This is a genomic window from Lacrimispora sp. YZC11 (assembly GCF_057543815.1).
In genome coordinates this window covers 220,044-243,065 of sequence record NZ_BAAJYQ010000002.1, presented here as the reverse complement: position 1 = coordinate 243,065, position 23,022 = coordinate 220,044, and the positions used below count along the sequence as shown (strand labels likewise).

General features: G+C 41.1%; 23 protein-coding genes and 1 riboswitch. Of the genes, 5 read left to right on the top strand and 18 right to left on the bottom strand.

The genetic code is table 11. The annotated features are described in order from the left end of the window. Positions 1–6: 6 nt before the first annotated feature. Both AC27IJ_RS01050 and ispE read right to left on the bottom strand, forming a co-directional pair. Positions 7–681 carry a GntR family transcriptional regulator gene (locus AC27IJ_RS01050; protein WP_312444779.1) on the bottom strand — a complete coding sequence of 225 codons (675 nt, stop codon included), beginning with the start codon at positions 679–681 and terminating at the stop codon, positions 7–9. Next, complete coding sequence (ispE, locus tag AC27IJ_RS01045; protein ID WP_312444782.1) at positions 671–1,576, bottom strand: 4-(cytidine 5'-diphospho)-2-C-methyl-D-erythritol kinase; 906 nt, start codon at positions 1,574–1,576, stop codon at positions 671–673. Before ispE ends, AC27IJ_RS01050 begins: the two co-directional genes overlap by 11 nt. Positions 1,577–1,856: 280 nt before the next feature. Between ispE and AC27IJ_RS01040 the strand changes: the two genes are divergently transcribed. Further along, a complete protein-coding gene (locus AC27IJ_RS01040; protein ID WP_312444783.1) occupies positions 1,857–2,195 on the top strand; it encodes a P-II family nitrogen regulator in 339 nt (112 codons plus the stop codon). A 212-nt stretch (positions 2,196–2,407) separates the two neighbouring features. Then, positions 2,408–3,619: an ammonium transporter gene (locus tag AC27IJ_RS01035; protein WP_312444785.1), complete on the top strand. Its 1,212-nt coding sequence runs from the start codon at positions 2,408–2,410 to the stop codon at positions 3,617–3,619. Positions 3,620–3,747: 128 nt separating this feature from the next. On the opposite strand, the gene AC27IJ_RS01030 is transcribed toward AC27IJ_RS01035, so the two are convergent. Next, entirely contained in the window at positions 3,748–4,326 is a 579-nt protein-coding gene (locus AC27IJ_RS01030; protein ID WP_312444786.1) for a GTP pyrophosphokinase, read from the bottom strand. Between the two features lie 185 nt (positions 4,327–4,511). Beyond that, positions 4,512–5,294 (bottom strand): YesL family protein, encoded by a 783-nt coding sequence (locus AC27IJ_RS01025; RefSeq protein WP_312444787.1) that lies wholly within the window; start codon positions 5,292–5,294, stop codon positions 4,512–4,514. 172 nt (positions 5,295–5,466) lie between these two features. Between AC27IJ_RS01025 and AC27IJ_RS01020 the strand changes: the two genes are divergently transcribed. Then, positions 5,467–6,168 (top strand): hypothetical protein, encoded by a 702-nt coding sequence (locus tag AC27IJ_RS01020; protein WP_312444788.1) that lies wholly within the window; start codon positions 5,467–5,469, stop codon positions 6,166–6,168. Here the strand turns inward: AC27IJ_RS01020 and AC27IJ_RS01015 are convergent. The 8 genes from AC27IJ_RS01015 to AC27IJ_RS00980 form a co-directional block, all read right to left on the bottom strand. Beyond that, positions 6,104–6,853 carry a GNAT family N-acetyltransferase gene (locus tag AC27IJ_RS01015; protein WP_312502832.1) on the bottom strand — a complete coding sequence of 250 codons (750 nt, stop codon included), beginning with the start codon at positions 6,851–6,853 and terminating at the stop codon, positions 6,104–6,106. The two genes, AC27IJ_RS01020 and AC27IJ_RS01015, sit on opposite strands and share 65 nt — an antisense overlap. 4 nt (positions 6,854–6,857) lie before the next feature. Then, positions 6,858–7,376 (bottom strand): peptidylprolyl isomerase, encoded by a 519-nt coding sequence (locus AC27IJ_RS01010; RefSeq protein WP_312502830.1) that lies wholly within the window; start codon positions 7,374–7,376, stop codon positions 6,858–6,860. Positions 7,377–7,514: 138 nt separating this feature from the next. Continuing rightward, positions 7,515–10,232 carry a magnesium-translocating P-type ATPase gene (gene mgtA, locus AC27IJ_RS01005; RefSeq protein WP_312502828.1) on the bottom strand — a complete coding sequence of 906 codons (2,718 nt, stop codon included), beginning with the start codon at positions 10,230–10,232 and terminating at the stop codon, positions 7,515–7,517. A 538-nt stretch (positions 10,233–10,770) separates the two neighbouring features. Next, a riboswitch (M-box (ykoK) riboswitch) is annotated at positions 10,771–10,931 on the bottom strand. 374 nt (positions 10,932–11,305) lie between these two features. Beyond that, positions 11,306–12,295, bottom strand: coding sequence for a choloylglycine hydrolase family protein (locus tag AC27IJ_RS01000; RefSeq protein ID WP_312502826.1), 990 nt, complete (start codon positions 12,293–12,295; stop codon positions 11,306–11,308). Positions 12,296–12,509: 214 nt separating this feature from the next. Then, positions 12,510–14,366, bottom strand: a complete 1,857-nt coding sequence (locus tag AC27IJ_RS00995; protein ID WP_312502824.1) for a thioredoxin domain-containing protein — start codon at positions 14,364–14,366, stop codon at positions 12,510–12,512. Positions 14,367–14,404: 38 nt separating this feature from the next. After that, positions 14,405–14,569 (bottom strand): DUF255 domain-containing protein, encoded by a 165-nt coding sequence (locus AC27IJ_RS00990; protein ID WP_312444802.1) that lies wholly within the window; start codon positions 14,567–14,569, stop codon positions 14,405–14,407. Positions 14,570–14,686: 117 nt separating this feature from the next. Further along, on the bottom strand, positions 14,687–15,235 hold the full coding sequence (locus AC27IJ_RS00985; protein ID WP_312444804.1) for an RNA polymerase sigma factor: 549 nt from the start codon (positions 15,233–15,235) through the stop codon (positions 14,687–14,689). 486 nt (positions 15,236–15,721) lie between these two features. Beyond that, the gene (locus AC27IJ_RS00980) at positions 15,722–16,192 is read right to left on the bottom strand and encodes a phage holin family protein (protein WP_312444807.1); all 471 of its coding nucleotides are present in this window, start codon (positions 16,190–16,192) and stop codon (positions 15,722–15,724) included. A 320-nt stretch (positions 16,193–16,512) separates the two neighbouring features. Here AC27IJ_RS00980 and AC27IJ_RS00975 point away from each other — a divergent pair, with 320 nt between their 5' ends. After that, positions 16,513–17,382 (top strand): hypothetical protein, encoded by an 870-nt coding sequence (locus tag AC27IJ_RS00975; RefSeq protein ID WP_312502822.1) that lies wholly within the window; start codon positions 16,513–16,515, stop codon positions 17,380–17,382. 64 nt (positions 17,383–17,446) lie between these two features. Here AC27IJ_RS00975 and AC27IJ_RS00970 read toward each other — a convergent pair whose 3' ends face one another. Further along, the gene (locus AC27IJ_RS00970) at positions 17,447–18,370 is read right to left on the bottom strand and encodes a phage tail tip lysozyme (RefSeq protein ID WP_312444809.1); all 924 of its coding nucleotides are present in this window, start codon (positions 18,368–18,370) and stop codon (positions 17,447–17,449) included. Positions 18,371–18,655: 285 nt separating this feature from the next. On the opposite strand from AC27IJ_RS00970, the gene AC27IJ_RS00965 reads away from it, so the two are divergent. After that, a complete protein-coding gene (locus tag AC27IJ_RS00965; RefSeq protein WP_312502820.1) occupies positions 18,656–19,159 on the top strand; it encodes a lysozyme in 504 nt (167 codons plus the stop codon). Positions 19,160–19,266: 107 nt separating this feature from the next. Here AC27IJ_RS00965 and AC27IJ_RS00960 read toward each other — a convergent pair whose 3' ends face one another. The 5 genes from AC27IJ_RS00960 to AC27IJ_RS00940 all read right to left on the bottom strand — a co-directional run bounded on the left by AC27IJ_RS00960 (position 19,267) and on the right by AC27IJ_RS00940 (position 22,865). Then, entirely contained in the window at positions 19,267–19,854 is a 588-nt protein-coding gene (locus AC27IJ_RS00960; protein ID WP_312502818.1) for a hypothetical protein, read from the bottom strand. Positions 19,855–19,985: 131 nt separating this feature from the next. Continuing rightward, positions 19,986–20,555: an accessory gene regulator B family protein gene (locus AC27IJ_RS00955; RefSeq protein WP_312502817.1), complete on the bottom strand. Its 570-nt coding sequence runs from the start codon at positions 20,553–20,555 to the stop codon at positions 19,986–19,988. Between the two features lies 1 nt (position 20,556). Next, positions 20,557–20,706, bottom strand: coding sequence for a cyclic lactone autoinducer peptide (locus tag AC27IJ_RS00950; RefSeq protein WP_312444815.1), 150 nt, complete (start codon positions 20,704–20,706; stop codon positions 20,557–20,559). Positions 20,707–20,824: 118 nt separating this feature from the next. After that, the gene (locus AC27IJ_RS00945) at positions 20,825–22,114 is read right to left on the bottom strand and encodes an ATP-binding protein (RefSeq protein WP_312502816.1); all 1,290 of its coding nucleotides are present in this window, start codon (positions 22,112–22,114) and stop codon (positions 20,825–20,827) included. Further along, positions 22,098–22,865 (bottom strand): LytR/AlgR family response regulator transcription factor, encoded by a 768-nt coding sequence (locus tag AC27IJ_RS00940; RefSeq protein ID WP_312444818.1) that lies wholly within the window; start codon positions 22,863–22,865, stop codon positions 22,098–22,100. The genes AC27IJ_RS00945 and AC27IJ_RS00940 overlap by 17 nt, the downstream gene beginning before the upstream one ends. Between the last annotated feature and the right edge of the window lie 157 nt (positions 22,866–23,022).

Here is a 23,022-nt window from a genome sequence, read left to right as displayed (position 1 = left end):
CTCTTCTCATTCCTGTTCCTTGATATTCTTTGATACGGTGATCTCCTGGTTATCAATATGCTCCCGCATTGCTTCCTTGGCTTCCTGTACTTTCCGCTGTCTGACCGCCTTTAATATGTTGTCGTGCTCCAGCAGAAGGATCTGGCGTTTGTCCTCATCCTTGATATATTCCAAACGGTAACGGTACATCTGCTCTCTTAAATTGTTGATCATCTGCACCAGCCTGTCATTGCAGGTACCTTTATAAATCACATCATGATAAGCTTCATCCGTCTCCGCAATCTCCATGGCATTGCCCTTTTCAACGGCCTCTTTAAATTCTTCCTGCTTAATTTCAAGCTCCTCTACGGCCTCCGGGGTCATTCGCAGGCAGGCCAGTTCAATGGCCAGCTCCTCTAAGGATCTGCGGACTTCCAATACATCCCTTAAGCTCTTTTCCGAAATCTTTGCAACCTCGGCTCCCTTTCTGGGCACCATTAATACCAGCCCTTCCAGTTCCAGCTTCCGGATGGCTTCCCGGATAGGGGTACGGCTGACTCCAAGCCGTTCCGCAAGCTGGATCTCCATAAGGCGCTCTCCCGGTGCAAGTTCTCCTTTTAAAATCGCCTGGCGCAGTGTGTTAAAGACTACATCCCGAAGCGGTAAATATTCATTCATATTAACCTTTAAATCATTGCTCATTTGTAACCTCCCTGGTATTGTAAAAATTCGTCAGATAAACCTGTTTTGCAAGACACTTTGCCTCGCCGTACCTCAATTCCTCATAAGCCCTTTCAGCGGCCCTTGGACTGGTAAAAATGCCAAAAACCGTGGGGCCGCTACCGCTCATCAAGGCGTTCACCGCACCCAATTCATTCATTTTGTCCTTAATCTGTGCTATCACCGGATATTCCGGAATTGTAACCGTTTCAAGCACATTTCCAAGCCGCTCTGATATCTGGTATATGTTGTGATTCCCAATGGCTTCGATCATGCCGTCAATATCCGGATGGTCCTCTTTTTGTAAGGCGGATAAATCCAGATGCTCATAGACGAACTTCGTGGATACGCTGACCCCAGGCTTTGCTATGAGCACCTGGCACTGGGGCATATCAGGAAGGGGCGTTAAAATTTCTCCGATTCCTTCGCTTAGTGCAGTTCCTCTCATCAGACAATAGGGGACATCCGCTCCGATCTTTACTCCCCGTTCCATCAGTTCTTCTCTTGTCAGCCCAAGCTGGAACATCTTGTTGACCCCGAACAGAACCGCCGCCGCATCGCTGCTGCCGCCGGCCATGCCGGCAGAAACAGGAATGAATTTATTTAAGTGAATGCGGATGCCGTGAAGGACGTGAAACTCTTCCATAAGAAGCTTGGCGGCTTTATAAACCAGGTTGTTTTCATTCGCCGGAAGATAATAGAGATTTGTCACAACTTCAATTCCCGGAGTCTCTTTTAAGTAAATATCAATCTTATCATAAAGGCCTACGGTCTGCATGATCATTCGTACCTCATGGTATCCGTCTTCCCGTTTTCTCAAAACATCAAGTCCCAGATTAACCTTACCATATGCTTTTAACCCCAGATGTCTTATCATAGGCAAACATCCCTCACTTTTTATTCCTTAGGATTGTATTTTTTTATTTTTTTGTATACAGTATTTATTATATAACAAAACAAGGAAAAGTACAAGCCTTTTATTCTCATATGTGCTTCCTGTTCTTGTTAACTTTTTACAAAATTTTCGTTTAACTCCTCTCAAAAATTTATTTGACAGAAAACATAAGACGTGTATAATATTGTTATACTGAACAAGGGCGTTCCAAAACTGGAATTGCCCTTTTTTTCTGTAAACAAAATAGAGGAGGTCGCGCTGTATGAAAAAATTGGAGATTATCATCAAACCAGAAAAGCTTGAAAGTCTGAAGACGATCCTGGAAGGCTGCAAGGTCAATGGACTAATGATCAGCAACGTCATGGGATATGGTAATCAGAAAGGCTACACACAGATGTACCGCGGTACCAAGTATAATGTGAACCTGCTTCCAAAGGTTAAGGTGGAAACCGTTGTGCCAAAGGAATTGGCAGATCTGATTATTGATGCGGTTGTAAAGGAAATCAATACAGGCAATTACGGGGACGGCAAGATTTTCATTTACGACGTGCAGGATGCGGTGCGGATCCGAACCGGGGAACATGGCCGGGAAGCTCTGTAGTTCCCAATAAGAGCGGACATTTAATTTCATACAGAACGGAAATAATCTATCAACGGGGATAATTGCTTTCTTAAGCGGTTATTCCCGATTTTTATTCTCGTGATGTTAATGAGTCAAAGTCAGGTTTACTTAATCTTGACGGCTGCCCTCAGGGCATTTGGTTTATAATTCTGTAATGATCCCAGCAAAGAATATAAGGAGGAGTTATGATTATGGAAAATACAACTTTATTACTGAATATTATTTGGACCATGCTGGCCGCAATTCTGGTCTATTTCATGCAGGCCGGTTTTGCCCTGGTAGAAACAGGGTTCACAAGAGCAAAAAATGCAGGGAACATCTGCATGAAGAACATGATGGACTTTGTTATCGGATCCCTCTTCTACTTTATCCTGGGTTTCCCCCTCATGTTCGGAAACAATTTGGCAGGCCTTTTCGGCAGTTCCGGGTTCTTTAACCCTTATTCTCTGGCTGACGGAAACGGCTTATTCAACGGCCTTCCCATCGCCGTTTTCATGATTTTCCAGACCGTATTCTGTGCCACCTCCGCCACCATCGTCTCCGGAGCTATGGCAGAGCGCACAAAATTTTCCTCTTACCTGGTCTACTCAGCAGCCATCAGCGTGGTCATTTATCCCATAACCGGACACTGGATCTGGGGAGGCGGCTGGTTAGCAGACTTAGGATTCCATGATTTTGCAGGCTCTACTGCGGTTCATATGGTGGGTGGCATCTGCGCCCTGGTAGGAGCTAAAATCGTCGGCCCCCGCATTGGGAAATACAATGAGGACGGGACTGCAAACGCAATTCCCGGCCACAACATTCCCCTGGGAGTTCTCGGCGTTTTCATTCTCTGGTTCTGCTGGTTTGGGTTTAACTGCGGCTCCACTACTGCTGCCACAACCACTCTCGGCAACATCGCCATGACAACTAACCTGGCTGCTGCTGCTTCTACTCTAACCACTCTCCTGTTTACCTGGGTGCGTTACGGTAAGCCAGACGTATCCATGACATTGAACGGTTCCCTGGCCGGTCTGGTGGCTGTTACTGCAGGCTGTGATGTGGTGACGCCCTACGAAGCCATCATCATCGGAGCAATTGCAGGTTTTGCAGTGGTTCTTGCCATTGAATTCATTGATAAGAAAGCCAAAATCGATGACCCGGTGGGCGCTGTGGGCGTCCATGGATTCTGCGGGCTTCTGGGCACGCTGCTGACCGGTATCTTTGGAGAGGGCTGCAATTTCCTGACACAGTTAATGGGCGTTGCTTCTGTTCTAGTCTATACGGCCATAACGGCATTTATCATCTTTACTCTGCTTAAGAAAACCATAGGCTTAAGAGTTTCCGACCAGGAACAGCTGGACGGCCTGGATTTACATGAACACGGTATGACCGCCTATTCAGGCTTCCGGATCGATAAATAACCTGCTTTTCCTCATATTTATAATACATACTTCCTAAATCTCCCGGCGTAACACTGCCGGGGGAATCTTCCTACGAAATATTTATGCCGGACGTCTTCCCATCTTACCGCGTTCTTATCGTATGGAAATCAGAGAAATCCCTCCATCTCTTCCTCCATCTGCCTTAAGGCTATGGCATACTTCTTAAATTCCTCTGCTGCCTGTTCCTTTTCTTCTCCCTTATAGCAGATACGATGCTCCATACTGGCCCATAGGTCCATGGACATGGTGCGCAGTTGTATTTCTACCGGATAATATTCCATGCCATCGGTGTGATAGACAGGAACTCCAAAAACAATGTGATAACTTCTGTACCCATTGGGCTTTGGATTGGCAATATAATCACTTTCCTTTATAATTACAATATCCGACTGCTTCTTAAACAGGCAGACAATATCATAGATATCCCTTACAAAATAGCAGATGACCCGGATTCCGGCAATATCCGTCAGATAGTTTCTGGCTAGATCCGCGCTGGCCTCAAATCCGTTCTTTCCCAGCTTGTTCTCAATGCTTTCCTTTTGCTTGATTCTGTGCTGGATATGATGGATGGGGTAATTCTGGTTCTTTCTTCTGTAATCATTATTCAGCACATCCACTCTCACACGGATGTTTTTAAGCGCATCCTCATAGGGCTGGATAAAACAGAGATACTCTTCTTCAGTCATATTCCACCTCCCAGGCATTTCCTTATCACAATTATAAAGTATATCTTTTTTTTGTGTCCATACAGTGACCATAGTATGAACTCATCATAAAAGCCTCTATGGGTATTCTTAAGAATTTTCCTGATATACAAAAAAACAGCCGGATAGGGATGCATGTGCGATCCCCGGCCGGCTGTCAGCAGGATTTAATCCTGTTCGTCTTGCGTTTCTTTCACTTCTGTCTCTTCGGTCTTAAGCATCTCTTCCCGGTGCTCGTCACCCTTTGCCATCAAAATGCTGCTCACAGACTCTTCCTCATCCGCAAACAGCGGCCTTAGCTCGTCCGATTTTTGTTCCTCCTCAGGAATATACAGACTAAATACGGGAGCCAGAATATAGGAATTGATAAATGCCAGCAGCGGAAATCCGAACAGCATGAATACCATCAGCATCGGCGGTATCATAAATACGAATGCGGCCGCAATCAGTACCCCATCAATCGTGATCAATCCAATGGTGCGGAATAAATGTCGCAGGGACATAAAAAAGGCATTGAAAAAGGTGCGCTTTACTGTGTTGAAAAATCTGGCCTGAAGCGGAAAAATATACGTAAAAACAGCCGCATAAATAAGAACCATTGCCAGGAATACGGTAAGCATCACCGTCCGGAAGGACCCGGACCCTGTATACAATCTGGTAAAGAAGTACAAATCGACTCCAAGAATCATACCCACGGCCAGAAGGATGAGCCAGATTGCCGTGGACTGCTTAAAGTTTTCTTTAAAAGACTTAAAAAAAGAGCGGATGGTATACCCATCGTCATCTCTTACAAGCTTCAGGGTTACATAATATACGGCTGTGGTAGAGGCACCTATGGTAAAAATAGGAATGCTGCATACCAGCCACAAGATATTTAAAATAATCAGATCTCCAAATTTACCGATAAACCGCCATACCGGATTATCATAATTAAAAAAACCAGATAACATATGTTATTCCCCTTCTCATAGTTGCATTAAAGGATATTATAGCGGATTTGCCATTAAAATGCAAACGTTCTTTCTTATTTCACCAAAATTTTATTTTTATTTTAATGAAAATCCATCGTTGTATGATATAATTAGAAAAGTATCTGTAATAACAAAGAAAGAGGCGTAAATCATGACCCCATACGAAGACAAGAACCTGAAGGACTCCCTGCGTGAGGAACGGGACAAGCTGAAAAATATGAGCTTAAAAGACAGGCTCTGGTATATCTGGGAATATTACAAGATTCCCATCATCATTGCCGTTGTGGCCGTAGTCTTTATCTCCTCCATCGGTTCAGCCGTGTATAATAACCGGTTTGAAACCGCTCTTTCCTGCGTCATTATAAACAGCAGCCCTACCGGTGAAACCGATTCCGTAGATGATTACTTTAACCAGGGCTTCCGTCAGTACATCGACCTTAAGGAAGATGCAAAGATCGATGTGGACTACTCCATGTCCCTCACCTTTGACGAATCCTCCATGAATGAGTTTACCTATGCCCAGATGGCCAAAATCACCGCCATGATATCCAGCAAGAGCCTGGATGTTATGATCGGGAAGCCGGATACCATAGATCACTTCGGCGAAATGGGCGGATTTGTTGATTTAAAGGAACTCCTCCCTGCCGACGTTTACGACAAGGCAAAAGAGAACTTCTATTTTGTGACCAATCAGGAAACCGGTGAAAAAGCGGCCTGCGGCATTCTCATCGGCAACACGGACTTCTGCAAGAAAACCGGTCTTATTATAGATGATCCGATTCTTGCCGTCATGAGCAATTCCACTCATACAGACACTGCCGTGGAACTGATCCGCTATGTGTTCGGGCAATAAGCCGGAACCCCAGATCCTCTGCCAGCTTTATTGACGTAAGGTTCTGTTCATCGATCCTTGCGTAGATTCTCTCTGAAACAGCCAGGGCAGCGTAGGAAAGAATGGCCATACAAGCCTCTTTCCCATATCCCTGCTGCCTGTATGGGGAAAAAATGTGATATCCCAGTTCCACCGGGGTATCATTATTTTTTATCGCCCTTAAAAACTCTTCCTGTCCGGTAAGTTCCAGGTTGGTGATCCCTGCCTTTCCCACAAGCCGCCCGGTAACATGGTCAACCACAGCCCAGATACCGTACTCATAAAAAACGTATTGATGCCTGATGTAATCTTTCAGGGTTTCTTCCTTTAAAAAAATGGCTCCCGGCTTCCCGGCCTCAGGCTCATACGGGATATCAGTAAAGTCCTGAGGGACAAACTCCCGGATTGTCAGGCGCTGGGTTTTGGCAATATTCCACGGAAGTCCCGCTCTTCTCCGGACGACCCGCTCTATAAATGCATCATCAAGGTCCTCAAGGTTCTCCACCACATAGGCGGCAGGTGCAAGGTTCTGGTCCGCTCTTTCCCGGTCCCATAAACCAACAACAGCCCTGCCTTCCGCAAAAGCAGAACGCAGGGCCTCATGATTATCGGATATGGTAACCTGGAAAATCTTTCCTTCTACTGTGATTTCCCTTTCCCAGATCATTGCCTTAGAGAGTCTCCGGTTCCGGATATTCTTCCCCAAAGGTTTCCACGGTAATGGACTGGATCTTCTGCTCTTTCATTGGACGGTCATTGTAATCCGTTTTCACATCGGCGATTTTGTTCACAATATCCATACCCTCTGTGATCTTACCGAATGCAGCATAGGCGCCATCCAAATGAGGAGAAACCTTGTGCATGATGAAGAACTGGGAACCTGCAGAATCGGGATTCATGGCTCTTGCCATGGAAAGCACTCCCTCTGAATGCTTGAAAGCATTGGAAAAGCCGTTTTGGCTGAATTCTCCTTTAATAGAATAGCCTGGGCCTCCCATTCCGCTTCCTTCCGGGCATCCACCCTGAAGCATAAATCCATTGATAACTCTGTGAAAGATCAGACCGTTATAAAAACCTTTTTTTACCAGACTGATAAAATTATTTACTGTGTTTGGTGCAATTTCCGGATAAAGCTCTGCTTTCATCACATCGCCGTTATCCATTGTAATCGTTATAACCGGATTTTTCATGTTTTCTCCCTTTCTTTTTTCCTGTCCGTGTTATCCGGACATGAAGGTATGCCTGACGTCTCTTGCGTCAGACTCCACATATGGCTATATTCTATCAAATCCTTATGCGTTTGTATAGTCCTTTAAGTGCAGAAAATCCTAAAGCAGTTCCCCATATCTTCTGACAAAAAGCTTTTTAAAAATTGTCACCAGAACCATATAAAGGAGTATGGTCAGCGCCAGCCAGGCAAAGTATACGGGCGGCAGCGCGGCCAGACCAATTGACGCGCCAAGGGCGGTAAAGGGTATAATGGTCAGGACGGCAATTCCGGTAAAGGTGAGCAGCGTCACCGGCAGCGATGCACGGCTCTGGATAAACGGAATTTTCGGCGTACGGATCATGTGTATGACAAGCGTTTGGCTCCACATGGATTCCACGAACCAGCCAGCCTGGAAAACGGCAATATAGTACGCCTGCATCGCCGGGTCGGTAAGCTGGTGGAACAACTGTCCGCCGCTCATGGCGGGGCATATGATAAAGTACATCAGTAAGTATGTTGTGATATCAAATACTGAGCTTGTAGGGCCTATCCATACCATGAACTTACCTATAGAGGAAGCATCCCACTTTCTCGGCACTGCAAGAAAGTCTTTATCCACATTGTCCCACGGAATTGCGGTACAGCTTAAATCATAAATCAGGTTAAGCAGTATCAGATGAATCGGCATCATCGGCATAAAGGGCAGGAAAGCGCTGGCCGCCAGCACTGAGAACATATTTCCGAAATTGGAGCTTGCCGTCATCTTGATGTACTTGATCATGTTGGCATAGGTTATGCGGCCTTCGATGATCCCTTTTTCCAGCACCATTAAATCTTTTTCCAGCAGGATAACATCAGCGGATTCTTTGGCAATGTCCACGGCGGTATCCACCGAAATGCCCACATCGGAAGCCTTCATAGCCGCTGCGTCGTTAATGCCGTCGCCCATATAGCCGACACCGTGACCGTTATTCCGTAAAACAGTGATGACACGTGCCTTTTGCTGGGGCGATAACTTGGCAAAAACACTTACTTTCTCAGCAGCTTCCCCTAATGCTTCGTCAGTCATGTGATCCAAATCAGAGCCGAGCAGAATGTGGTCAACAGGGATGCCCACCTGGCGGCAGACGCAGCGCGTCACCTTGTCGTTGTCCCCGGTTAGGATTTTCACATCTACGCCATGGGCATTCAAGGCTTTTACCGCTGCAGCCGTCGAATCCTTCGGCGGGTCAAGAAATGCCAGATAACCCATCAATACCATTTCCGATTCATCGGCTACTGAGAACGCACCTACAGGGGATGGATTGGTCTTTTGTGCCACGGCGATAACACGCATCCCATCCTCATTGAGTTCATCCACTTTTTTGAGGATATAGGCCCGGATATCGTCGGTCAGCGGCAGAACCTTTCCCTCATATTCAGCAAAGCTGCAAATTGACAGCATTTCCTCTACCGCACCCTTTGTTATCATCTGCGTTTTGCCGTTTTTCACCACTACGCTCATGCGGCGGCGTTCGAAATCGAAGGGGATCTCATCCACCTTTGTGAATCTGTCCGTAAGGCCGCGCAGTTCCTCCACAGCATCCTGTTCCTGCTGTGTCCGCTCAATGATAGCAATGTCCATGAGGTTTTTAAGCCCCGTCTGGTAATAACTGTTAAGGAACGCATGGCGCAGCACCCGTGCATCTTCTTGCCCGTGGATGTTTAGATGGTACTCAAGCACTACCTTATCTTGTGTCAGCGTACCCGTTTTGTCTGTGCATAATATATCTATGGAACCAATGTTCTGTATGGAATTTAAGTTCTTGATAATCGTTTTTTCCTTAGACATAGCCACCGCACCTTTGGCAAGGCAGGTGGTGACAATCATCGGCAGCATTTCTGGTGTAAGCCCCACCGCAATGGAAAGGGCAAATAAGACGGCTTCCATCCAGTCGCCCTTTGTGAAGCCGTTGATAAACAACACCACCGGCACCATCACAAGCATAAAGCGGATGAGCAGCCATGACACCGAATTTACACCTTTTTCAAAACTGGTTTGAACAGACTCTTCGCTGACGTTTTTCGCCATATTGCCAAAAATCGTGTCATCGCCCGTTGCCACTACTACACCAATGGCACTGCCGCTGATAACGTTGGAACCCATAAAGGCAAGGTTCGGGCATTCGGTCACCGTATCGGAACCGTCTCTGCCGGGGTCAGGAAACTTCTCCACCGCCTCGCTTTCACCGGTCAGGGCCGACTGGCTGACGAATAAGTCTTTGGCATGCAGAATACGCATATCAGCTGGAATCATATCGCCTGCCGCCAGATGCACAATATCACCCACCACCGCATCTTCAAGAGGAATTTCCTCTTTTCCGGACTCCTGCCTCTGGACGCAGATGGTGGTTTTAATCATTTTTAAAAGGCTTTCCGCCGAGTTCCCGCTTCTTGTTTCCTGAACCAGCCGTAAAGCACCTGATATCATCACCATTGTCATAATAATAATGACGGTCATGGGATCGGCATCTCCCGGATCCGCTAAAATAATGTCGGTGAAAGCCGATACTGCCGCCAGCCCGATTAGGATAGCGGTAAATGGATTGATAAATGCCGTGCAGATACGATGAAACAGGGACTTCTTTTTACCATGGGTGACCTTGTTGTCACCATATTTCTCGCGGGAGGCCTCCACAAGGTCATTATCCAATCCCCCTTGGGCTGTCCCCAGCTTGTCGAGCAAAATATCAGTTTTTGAAGCGGCGGCAAAGGTTAGTCTGTCGTTCACCTCGTTGCGGCGAACCATTTCCGCGAGCATTTTTTTTGATTCAATACGATTGTTTTTGTTTTTCATTGGTCTGTACCTCCATTTCTTGATTTTAAAAAGATGGTTGGAAGCACAGCCCGTAACTGATGAGCTACATCATTATTTCATGGTGGCGGAACAGAAACCACGTTTTTATTCCATACCATATTTGTTGCTGCCCGTCAGGATCAGGGCTGCCTTGACTTCCGGTTTCCATTCCGTTCACCTCTCTTATTTTTAAAATATCTATATAAAACCCTAACAGGGTGTTGCCGAGTATCTTAGCGCCCTAAAAAGGGCATGAAAAAACCACCGTTTAAAAACCAAACGATGGCATAAGGAGATATCCTGCCGGCCTAAAGGCCAGCAGGTGTATCAAATTAAGGCGGCCACGGACACGCGGCGGCCATGCGCCTCCTGAAAAGGCGCCCTCCTCATATAACCATCATTTAGATATTGTTTATAACTACTGCCGCTATCCATAACCTCACCTCCTTACAAAAAAAATCCTCTGTTAACGTTTCATAACGACAACGATAACAGAGGATATATCCTCATACATACAACGCCTCACTGTTCGAAAAGCGTTTCCTCGCCATCGTACAAGTTTTAGCTTCACAGGGCGATGAAGTTACGTTATTCCATGCCTTGGATTCGACATGGACTGTTTAACCTACTCATAGTGTCTCCACTACTCCGCGGCAGCAACCCGTATCCCTGTGGTAGCCTCACCTACCGAAACGGAAAAATTATTCCAAAAATAGTATATTTCCGAAATTCTGACTTGTCAACCCCTTTTTTTATATTTTTACAACAGGCATAGCCTGATTCTCCGCAAAAGTATCATAACGCAATTGTCCGGTCGTTCATATTTTGTTTAAATTTCATTCAAAAACCTTTTACACAAACAACATGATTTCTTCATGTTTCATGGATATACTTAAAACATAGAACACAAATTGCTTATAAGATTTTTTTCATAATACTCGAGCTGGTAATTTATTATCAGCTCTCCTCCCTTTTTGAAATAACTTTTTGCATGACGTATTGCATGACTGATCCTGTAATTCAGCCATGCAATACGTCATTTTTTTTCGTACTCCCTTTGATCCGGTATAAATTTATAACTGGCCATCGTCAACAATCCCAATCCCCCCCAGATTCACAAGCTCCGGAAATTGGGCGCAATTCTCAAAAAGGCTCGCCGTTCCTACCTGTATATTGTCATAGGTCTTGAAAAAGTATTCACAGGTTGCGGTATTGATAAAAGCCGTATATTTGGTGTAATCATAAGAATTCCGGCTTGTTACGACGGCTCCTTTTGGTATGGAAACACTCTCCATAACGTGAAAGCATGAAACAACCGCTTCCATACGGCTTTCAGGTGTTGGAATAAATGATTTTAAATAAGCGGTCCTTACAAATCGCTCCGGAGATGTAAACCCTCCCGGAAGAGTCTGGGTACCTCCCGCCTGTCCAAATGGAGTCAGCCGGACATTTCCCCAGGCAGCCTCCTTGGACTGATAGGGAGAGACCTCCATGTAATTTCTTAAATTCGTCATATGCCACCGGAAATCAGGGCTGTTAGACATAACGCCAATCGGATTTGCCATTATTTCCATGCCTCTTTCCGTCTGCTCTATGACAACGCACTCCCCGCTATGGTCTACCGCCATCCAGTGCAATGGGGCCACGGTCTGTGTCACCGGATCTTCAAGACCAACGATTGAGAGATTCTTCAGTAATTCCCGTAAATCAGCTATATTGGCGCATCTTCCCAAAATATAATGAAGGAAATCAGTGGATGCAATTTGTTCTCCGGACCCCGAATCCTGCATGGTATTATATTGGGCATAGCCCGCAAAATAAAGAACCGCCGCCGCAAACCCCATTTCATTGATCCCGTCAAAAAATCCTAGGATCCCATCCTGTTCCTGTCCAATGCCGATAAAGCAGTAGATATCATAGATTTTTTCCATATTTAATGCATTATTCCATTCATAATTCTTTGGAACAATGTAAAAGTGAGGGTCAATATCATAAGAAAAATCCATATTCCTTCCAAAAAAGGTTTCACCTTGCCGGGTTTTTAAGGTAAATGCCGTGCACATATAAACTACCTCCCATATTGTAAATTGCTTATTTATTTATATGGGAGCCGGTGGTTTTTATGTATAAATATGGGATTAGCCTTGCTCAAAAAGTATGCAAAAAATGAGCCTTGATTGGTTTTAAATCCATTTTCAAAGCTCATCTTCTGCGAAAAACATGATTTTATTTATTTTATCTGCCATTACAAATTTCTTTCGCAGCACTCCCTTTAGGCTACAGGGATTGCAGCACTGTTTTTAATTCTTCCAAGCCTTCTACAGGCTTCATGCATGCCCCATTACGGCAAACATAATAGTTGCTTCCCGCAGACGGAATCGGATAATCCGCAGTAAACGGAGCGGCTTCCGACAGGGCCTCCTGGTTCAGAGGGGTTTTTAAAATTACGCTTACATCAGGCGTCCGGCTTCTTTGCAGGCTCTGTATTTCTTCTAATATAGAACCCTCAGCGGAAACACATACAATTTCCGTAGTAGGATAAAGGATGCTTTGGAAAGCCAGCAGAGAAAAGCAGTAATTTGCGGGGCTTTTTTCCACCTCCTGCGTCAGGTAAGAAATCTGTTTTTCAAGAACGCTCTGCCATTTGATTTTTCCGGTAAGGTGATAGAGCCTGCTTAGCACATATGCTGCCACGGAATTCCCTGAAGGAAGCGCGCCGTCGTAAAGCTCCTTTGGACGGCTTATCAGCTTATCTCTGTCATGAGCATACATATAAAAGCCTCCCTGGTCTTCATCGAAAAACAGTTCAAGCATCTTTTCTGAAATTTCAGAGGATATATTAAGATACCTGATATCAAAAGAAGCTTCATAAAGTTCCAGTAAGCCAAAGGCATAAAATGCGTAATCGTCTAGCTGCCCATCGTGAACTGCCTGGCCCTCCCGGTAACGGATGAAGAGCCTGCCCATATCAGAGGTTAAATTTTTCTCTATAAACGCTTGCGCATTCTTTGCCGCTTCAAGACACCAATCATCTCCCAAAACCTCATATGATTTTGCAAGTGCTCCGATCATAAGTCCATTCCAGGAAGTCAATATCTTATCATCCGTATGAAGGGTTGTCCTAGTTATCCGGTAATCATAAAGCTTTCTACACAGATCTTCCAACTCTTCGCTGCCATCACCGTAATTTTCATTTTCAATGAGATTTGGAATATTTTTACCCTCAAAATTGCCCTTTTCCGAAATTCCAAACCATTTACAGAATTCATCTGCATCACCTTTAAGGACCTTTTCGATCTCTTCCTTCCGGAACGTATAAAACTTTCCTTCCACCCCTTCACTGTCAGCGTCCTGACCGCAGTAAAATCCACCCTGCTCATCCGTCAGCACATCCCGGACGTATCGAAGGATTCCCCGGGAAACCCCGGCATAAAGGTTATCTCCCGTTGTGGCAAAAGCTTCCGTATAGGCATACAGCAAAAGCGCATTGTCGTACAGCATCTTTTCAAAATGAGGTACCAGCCATTTTTCATCGGTGGAATAGCGGGAAAAACCGCCTCCAATGTGGTCATAAATTCCGCCCCGGTACATCTGCCTAAGGGTTTTTTCCGCAGCCAAAAGAGCGTCTTTATCTTTTTCAAAGAAATGATGTCTTAAAAGGAATAGCAGATTATGAGGCATGGGAAATTTAGGCGCTCTTCCAAAGCCCCCCCATCTCTTATCAAAAGACCGGTTTAATAAATCCGCGGCTGACAGAAACAATTCCTTTGAAGGCTCCCTGCCCTCATTATTAAATGTCCCTTCTTTGTTTAAATAACCGGTTATCTCATCTCCTGCTTCCAGAAGCTTATGTTTTTCATTTTCCCAAAGTTTCCGGATGGAGGTTAAAACATCCAGAAGGCCGGCGGATCCCCATCTTGAATGTTTAGGCAGATAGGTCCCTGCGTAAAAAGGTTTTTGTTCCGGCGTCATAATGATCGTGAGAGGCCATCCACCGGAGCCGGTGAGCGCCTGGCAGACCGACATATATACGGAATCAATATCCGGCCGCTCTTCCCTGTCCACCTTTATCGCAACATAATACTTATTAATAATCTCTGCAGCCTCCTGGTCCTCAAAGGACTCATGAGCCATGACATGACACCAATGACAAGTCGACTATAGCAGACAAGTTACGAATACCCAATAGATAGGAAAACAGGCTTATCTTCTTGCCTTGCTTTCTCAAATGCTTCCTCTCCCCATGGATACCAATTCACAGGATTATAAGCATGCTGTAATAGGTAGGGGGATTTTTCATTGATTAATCTATTGGGTATTTTTTTATAATTGTCCACGTGGCCACCTCCTTTCAAAATTACACATATTTTTTCAGTGTTCTATCGAAATTTATCGTCTCCACTTCTATACTATATTATACTTTCCAAAATGGTGCGGCACAAGCTGCTTCTGTTCTATTTATTTACCAAAAAATACTCATCTTTAATTAACTTAATTAATTTTTTCCTTACACGATTCACATATTGTCTTGATATTCCAAACTTCTTAGCTATCTCAGCATCAGTCTCTTCATTAAATATCATCGTATAAAAGATTTGATACTGCTTACCACTTACTTTTAACAGTAATTTACTTAAATCTTCTTTTATCAGAATGTCTTCGTATTCCGTTTGTTTGCTATACAGACTGTCAAAATATTCTTCATCTACATCAACCTTATTATCAAAATATCTTCTACTTTTTTTATACAATTCATAAAACCTGTTTTTTATGGCTTGGCTCAAAAAATAGACACATTGACCCTCGTCTTCGTAATATTCCATCTTATTTACGGACTCAAGAAGATAAAGCACCAAATCTGAATATATATCTTCTTTTTCATCTTTATATAATAGACGTGCGTATTTTTTAATCAAAGGTTCCATCTTGTCTAAAATAAATAGAAATTTCTCATTATCACCTCTCTTATATTCTTGTATTAGTGTACTTAGCTTTTCTCCCATATTTTTCTTCCTCCTAAAAGGAAAAAAGAAAAAAGGGAAGTAAATGTAAACCTTGACAGGATTAAATATTTTTTATAGCGATTTAATTGTATATGAAAAAAACACCCGATTTCTTCAGGTGTAATAAACAGACTCATCGCTGGCAAAACTTCGTCAATTTGTATAAAAATTGTTTTATAATAATTTATTTTTTCACAAATAAATCATATCTTTCCTTATTTATTTGTCTAGTCACCTTTGATTCTTAAAAAATATACAATTTTCCTCTTAGGCAATGTTTTACTCAGGGATACCTATCAACATAAAAATTCCAGTATTCCAAATTTGAAATGTCTTGGGGAACACTTTGAAGGCCTATGAAAATCTTTGCCCCGAAAAATTTTCGCCCAAAAAAAGAGAATGCCTTAGGGACATCCTCTTTGCAACTGAGCCTGTTCTTTATTACTTATTGTAAACCAATCATTTCAGATAATAAAAAAGAGAAATTTAAAATCTGGATTTATTATCAATATCATTTTGCAATTCTGTCAAAATTTTCTTAAGAAAATTAGGTAATTTTGCCCCCATGCGTCCAGCGTTTTCTAAAATTGATAATAACTCATTAATAATTAACCAAACAGAAACCAGGAGTGTAAATATTGATGTATATTTATAATTGACTCCAATCTCTCCCGCAAATTTATGGAGCATAAAGTCAGTACTAATTGATACCAGAATTATTAGAATATAACTAACCTTTTTGTAAATTCCAATGATACTCTTTTTACTGCTCCACCCGTATCTTTTATTATTAGGGTGTTCGATTGCTTCTTTTTTTGCCGCAAGCATTCCTGAAATATAATCTATTACCATTAATATCATCAATAGAATTATCGCTGGAAACAGTAAACTATACTTATCCATAATCCAAGTGCCAATTATTCCAGTTATCCCCACTTCAAATTTTTTCTTATCCATAAAGCACTCTCCTTTCATATAATTTATTCCATAGATAAAACACCCTGATTGAATATTAACCTATTTTTTAAAAATCTTTTTTTACGCAATCGCCGGTATTTACTTATATAAATATATAAAGGTATTTCATCCTGATATGTAAACCCGGTTTCACATTCATTTGTTCATTTTATTGCTTTATTGATCTTTGAATCATCCAGATCCTAATTAAAAAATTGCCATTTTCTTTTCCGAGGAAAATTTGGCTCTTCCTAGTATAATAATCATCAGAAGATGAATAAGGTATAATATTGAATCAAAGAATCACTTAGGAGGCCTTCATGAATTATTTACATTTTTCTAAGAGAACAGCTGCTATCCTGTTCTCGTCCGTACTTCTGCTCACTCTTAGTTCCTGTTCACATAATAGCGGCGTTTCCAGTTCGCCTTCCAGTTCTGCCCCCCCTTCCAGCCAACCTGATTCTACCCAGACACCAAGTGAAAAGCCACTACAACCAGCCCCCGGTTCAGGCGCTGCCAAAGAACAAAGCAGCGGTATAAAATCGGCAGCCGAAACGTACAAAATATTGGTTTATACAGAAGCACCCAATAAAGATAGCTCAATTAAAATTCAATATCCAAGTTTTTCCGGAAATGGTTTCGATGCATTAAATACATTGATCTATCATAAAGTTCAAAGCTTTGCAAAAATTGATACATCACTATTCTCAAGTGATACCGGTTTAACCATCGATTATCAGACCGCAGTTACACTGCAAAACAGTAAAATAGTGAGTATTGTTTTTTGGGGTTCAAGCTATGCCGAGGGTGGCGCATATCCGATCAATAACCTGGTCCCACTCAATATCGATTTACAGTCTTTGAAAGAAATTACTCTCAAAGATTTGTATGCAGCCAATGCAGACTTTGAAAAGGTGTTTTTTGATAAAGCCTTTTTCCCTGAGAATCCAATAACCTCATATGATAAAACCAGTTTTCCGGTAATGCTCAAACTCCAATCGCCGGATTATCAAACAATAGACCCTTTTAGCATACCGGATAATGTTTCCTGTTTTCTTAAGCCTGACGGCATTGTGCTAAGTATGCCTGCTGTACACGCAACCGGATGCGATCACTTCGAAGCTCAGCTTAAATACAGTGATATACAGCAGTTCTATCTGCTCAGCCAGAATTATTGGGAAAATAAATAATCGGCCAAAGTGTTTTACCTTTGACCGATTATTTGCGTTTATAGCATTATGTAAACTATTGATTTTAATTTAATGCATTATACCAATAGGTCGCCTGATTCCCCCGTGTCTGATCCTGGGAAGCATTTGCCGGTCTTTCGTAATTATGCAAAAATGCACAGGCAAGGTAATAAGCACTTTCTGTAGAACGGGTAAACTGTGTGAAAGACATATTATATGTAGAAGTAGCATAAAACTGCAGACCTGCACTTACCTCATACAGAATACGTTTCAATTCACTGTCCATATCAGCAACCGGCAATTTGTTGCTCTGGGCCCAGTTTATATAATTTGTCGCCGGTGTCCACTGAACCAAACCAAAACCACCACTCATGTTATTCTCTTTCAGACTCTGCCAGATACCTGGATTAATTGTACTTTCTGTCTGCATATTTCCAAGCATACCGCAGATAGCATTTTTAGTCCAACCCTTGCCGCGTAAATAATTTAGGATATATTGAGCATTTACGGTCATTTGACTCTGTGTCAGATAGCTGTTACTGCAATATATTGTTCCATTTCCGGAGGACGGATAAGTAGTATAGCCAAAAAGAAACTGCCAGGTGGTGGGACCAATAATACCATCGGCCGAAATCCCCATCTTCTGCTGGAAATTTTTTGCAACAGTTACAGAGTTAGCACCGAAAGCGCCGTCCACAGTGATGGTTTCAAATTTGCTCAGCAGATACTGCGCTGCTCTGGCTGCGTAGTTGTTGGTTCCATTCTGCACTGTGACGACCAGAGCAGACAGGGTGCCCGCCCCTGCAATTCCGTCAGCCGCGAGGCCTTTGCTCTTTTGGAAATTGGTCACAGCAGTTTTGGTACCTGAACCAAAACTTCCGTCTATCGTGAGAGAATACCCTTGGTAAGTCAGCAAGCACTGTAAGGCGCTTACGTCTTTCCCTGAACTGCCTGTCTGTAAAACAGGCCAAGCTGGAGTCGCTGCCATAATTTTTACCTTCTTTCATAGATTAATTGAAGCACCCCTAAAGTGTCGCGCGCCGTTTCAGAAGCGTCTTCTAACAGATAGAAAGAAAGATAGATTCAAAATAGAAACTCCCCGTTCAAACTTTTTTAAATAAGGAGCCGCTGTAACATAGGTGAGTGATCATCTATCTTACGGCAGCTCCTTTATTTAATACATTGGGTATATAAGGTTTACATTTTCGGTTAACGGTTCTTTCTATTTTGTGTAACTGGTTACAAGTTGAAAAAATAGAAAAGGAGAAAAAAAATGAAACTTAACACAACAGGATTAGATTTTATCAAAAAATGGGAGGGTTATAAGGATACCGTTTACAAAGACTTAGCAGGATATCTTACCGTGGGCTATGGCCATAAGGTCACAAGTTCGGATAATTTGAAGCTAGGTGATAAGATTACGGAAAAGAAGGCCACTGATTTCTTAACTGCAGATGTTAAGAAAGCAGAAGATGCCGTAAACTCTCATCCTAAGATTTCTAAAATGAGTCAGAATATGTTTAATGCGGTAACTTCCTTAGTTTTTAATGTAGGGCCAGACCCGGTAAAAACTAAAACGAATGATCTTTATAAGGCATTAAATGATGACAACACCTATAAATCACCTATTTCAACCTCTTGTAAGAATGCTGTGGTTACAGGCTTTACATATACCAAAGCCGGCGGTAATAGAGTTGAAGGTTTAGTAAACAGAAGAAATGCAGAATTGAATGTATTCTTAGGAACCACTGACAAAGTATATATTTCCATGAAATAAAGTAAGAAAAAAGAGCGTGCCGTTCAATAGCTTAAAGTCTATTTTACGGCACGCTCTTTTTCTATGCATATTATGATTTAAATTTACTTTACTTCAGTTCTGTTTTATTATCCTGGTGTTATTCCATACCCTTCCCCATCTTTTGGCATTTCACCATTTCCGCTGTTAATAGCTATAATCTTAAGCTTTCCATCTGATGAATCATTAGCAAACCATATATCTCCATTCCCTATTATATATCCAACCGAATTTCCCCATACATTCTCTGTGTCTGCATCCTTTATTTGTAACTTAAATTTATCATTAAATATTAAGCTGTAGTTTTCAAGAAATGCATCTTTATCTTTAATATATATCTTTTTTCCATCCAGATTAATGTTAAGTGGATATTGAATGATGTCCGCTAGTTCCTGTCTTTCATCATTCTCGATTAATTCAATAACCTTTTTTGCAAAATCTTCTATTTCGTCCTTGCTGTGCCCACTATCTTTTGAATCGTTATCATTCAATGTTATATCTTGCTTTTTTTCAATGTCTGATTCATTGATTTGTTCTGGAGCTGAATTTTCATTTTTTATGATATCTTTTTCTGATACGGCTGTTTCATTATTTCCTTGATCAATATTTACACTTTCTTTCCTGCATCCAGTCAAACAAATACAGATGCAAAAAAATATAACAACTTTTTTTAACATAATAGATCTCTCCCATCCGTCTTTTACTAATATGCCCTCCCCCATCAAAAAAATCATTCTGTTAAACGCCCTGCAGCATAGCCTTTAACTAAATGATTTTTTTGATGAAGTGATTATACTGCCAAAAGATATTATTCACGCAATTCCTTATATTTACCAACAAGCATCGTAATAACCATTAGAAAAAAAGTAACCATCATTAAAAGCAGATATTTATCACTTTTTAAAATCAGAAATACAATGGCTAAAGCAGCATCTGCCAGCAAATATCGTTTGAGCTGTTTCTTAAAATATATTTCTTCACCCCTATCTATAGGCCGATTCATATGCTTTACCGGATACATTACCCATACTGCCGCAATAAAAACAGATAAAAGCAATATGGAAAAAAGCATAGGCACAGCAATGAGCTTAACAATCAACAGAATTCCTGCATATGTAAGGTTAGATAATATCAAGCAATATGAATAATGTTCTAAATGCATCCCCCCTGCATAAGATCTTAATGGTATAAATATTGCCAAAAATAATAGTCCTTCAAGCAGCATATGTCCTAAGGCTGCTATCACAATACTAATTAGGAAGCTCAATGAAACTTCTAACCCTGTCTGAAAGCCATACTCATATACTTTCCTTTCTTCTTCTTTCACCACTCCTTTATAAACAACATAATTAGTTAGCTTTATTGCAAGTTTCTGCATATTAAAATTTTCTATACTTTTTTACTTCTTCTGGCAGTTTAGGCTGGTGAAAAATATATGCACATTGTGTGCTCACTCCTAAAGCCACCATATGTACTGCAAATAATGCCATAACGTTAGCTACCTTGATTTTAGCATTTAATTTTTTCATATCCTTCATCCTCTCTTCATACATTAATATTGTTAAGTAGTTGACAAATCGATTATATCACTTAATAACTACCATTTAAAACAAGTGTCATAATTACTGGTTTTGCTGTCAAAATTAATTAAATATTTAAAATAACTGTCAAGGTAAATACTCCGTTTTCTGTCTCGACATTTACAGATCCTTGATATTTCTCCACTGTCTTTCTAATAAAACTCACACCATACCCATGACTGGCATTCTCTGTTTTCGTTGTTTTTAAGTTTCCCCTGTCATCCCACTTTAAGGTATGATTGTAAGGATTTATAATGACAAGCACAAAAGCCCTCTTCTTTATTCCCATGTATATCTGGATCGTTCTCTTATGTTCGTCACATATCCTTGTTGCCTCTATCGCATTATCTAAAGAATTTCCTAAAATAATACTCAAGTCACTTTGCTGAATTGGAATATCTTCCGGAATAAAGCTCTTGATCTTAAAATCAATTCCCATTTTCTTAGCATAAGAGTATTTAAAATTGATCAAGGTATCTATTACATTATTACCGCTATTCAATATCCGCTTTTCATCTTCTGAAGATATCTGAAGCAAATGATTTAAATCATTAATAGCCTCTTCATTTCTGCCATACTTTACATTCTCTCTTAGTAGTATTAACTGGTTTATAAGGTTATGCTTTTCTTTATAAAAATTGTCCATGGCTCTTTTTTGATCATCGGTATTCATCGCCAACAATTCAATCTGTTGTTCGTAAATAATATTTTCTTTTTGTATCACAAAACTCTCGGCTAGCTTTCCATAGATTTCAAAGATTATTAAATTAATGAGCAGGATTATATTAAGTGTGATCATAACGGCTATTTTATGGTCATTTCCTCCTAAAAGGAAAATGTTGTGTACTATAAAAGCACTGCTGACCGGGATAAATAACATAAGTAAATAATAAATGGTTGGGATCGTTGTTTTATCCTTTGAACGGAACCTTATGCTCATGATGCTAACTAACATTATTACAATTAATTTAGATATACCCGAACCCAGGGTAGCAAATTCCATATTTCCTACCGGTAATAATTTGAGGAAATTATAGCAAAATAATTCTATGATCATCCAAAACACATATAATAACACTACATATAAAACTTTTTTATTTCCTGCCTTATGAAAACCAATTACAGCAATAAGCGAAACTAAAACAACATTTATCACTAAAATCCATATGGAGGCATTCCCGCTATCATGTTCTACTGCAACCTGGAATACATAAAACAAAGTCCATATTAATTTATTATACAGCTTATTTTTCTTCTTTTCAAAAAAAGCAGATAAATATTTGTATATAATCCACATTGTAATAAATGCCATTGTTATATCAAATAAAATGTCTGTATGGTTATACACTAATTTCATCTTTCAGCAATCTCCCATATATTTGTGAAAAACTTTTTTGTCTTTCTTCACTTATTGGCAGTTCTTGTCCATTTATTATGATTACGCTCGTCTTTGTACGCGCTGCTATGTAATGATAATTTACAAGGAACGACTGATGGATCCGTAAAAATGGAATTTTACCTGTATACATCCGTTCTTCAACTGCATTAAGTTTATCGTTAAAAATTTCTATTCCTCCATGCCTCATATGAATCTGCACCTGTCTGCCTTTACTTTCAAAATAAACTATATCACTGCAAAGGATCTTATGCTCCGTATTTTTATATTGAAAAGGAAAGTAAACCTTTTTACTGCATATCCTTTCATTTGCGGCAAAAAATGTTTTTATAAAAATATCCTGCTGAATTGGTTTCTTTATAAAGTCAAATACATCTAAGCGAAATAATTCCATCAAATATTTATCGTAACTTGATACATAAATGATTAACAAGTTTTGGTCCATCTTTCTGATATTTTGAGCTGCCAGTATACCACTCTCCCCCTTCATATGAATATCCAGATAGAGTAAGTCGTATTGTGATTCATTTTGCATCGCTTTTTCTAAATCCTCCCCGCAGTAAAAAGCATCAATATCTAAAGGGATATGATTCGTTTTGCTTATATCCAAAAGCATTTTCTCAATTAAACTTACAACTTTATCCTCATCATCACAAATAGCGATTTTTATCATAGCATCCACCTCTTTTTGTAATTTATCTCTTCCACTCAACCCCTGGTATTCTCCTCAAATAACTTCCACATGTTGTATTTGTTCCTTCTTATAATACTTTTTATAATATCTGATTAAATTAACTGTTTCCTTATATAACGTGAAAACTTTTGATTTGTGACGGCTTTTGCACATTCAATTTCAATTATATCATCTT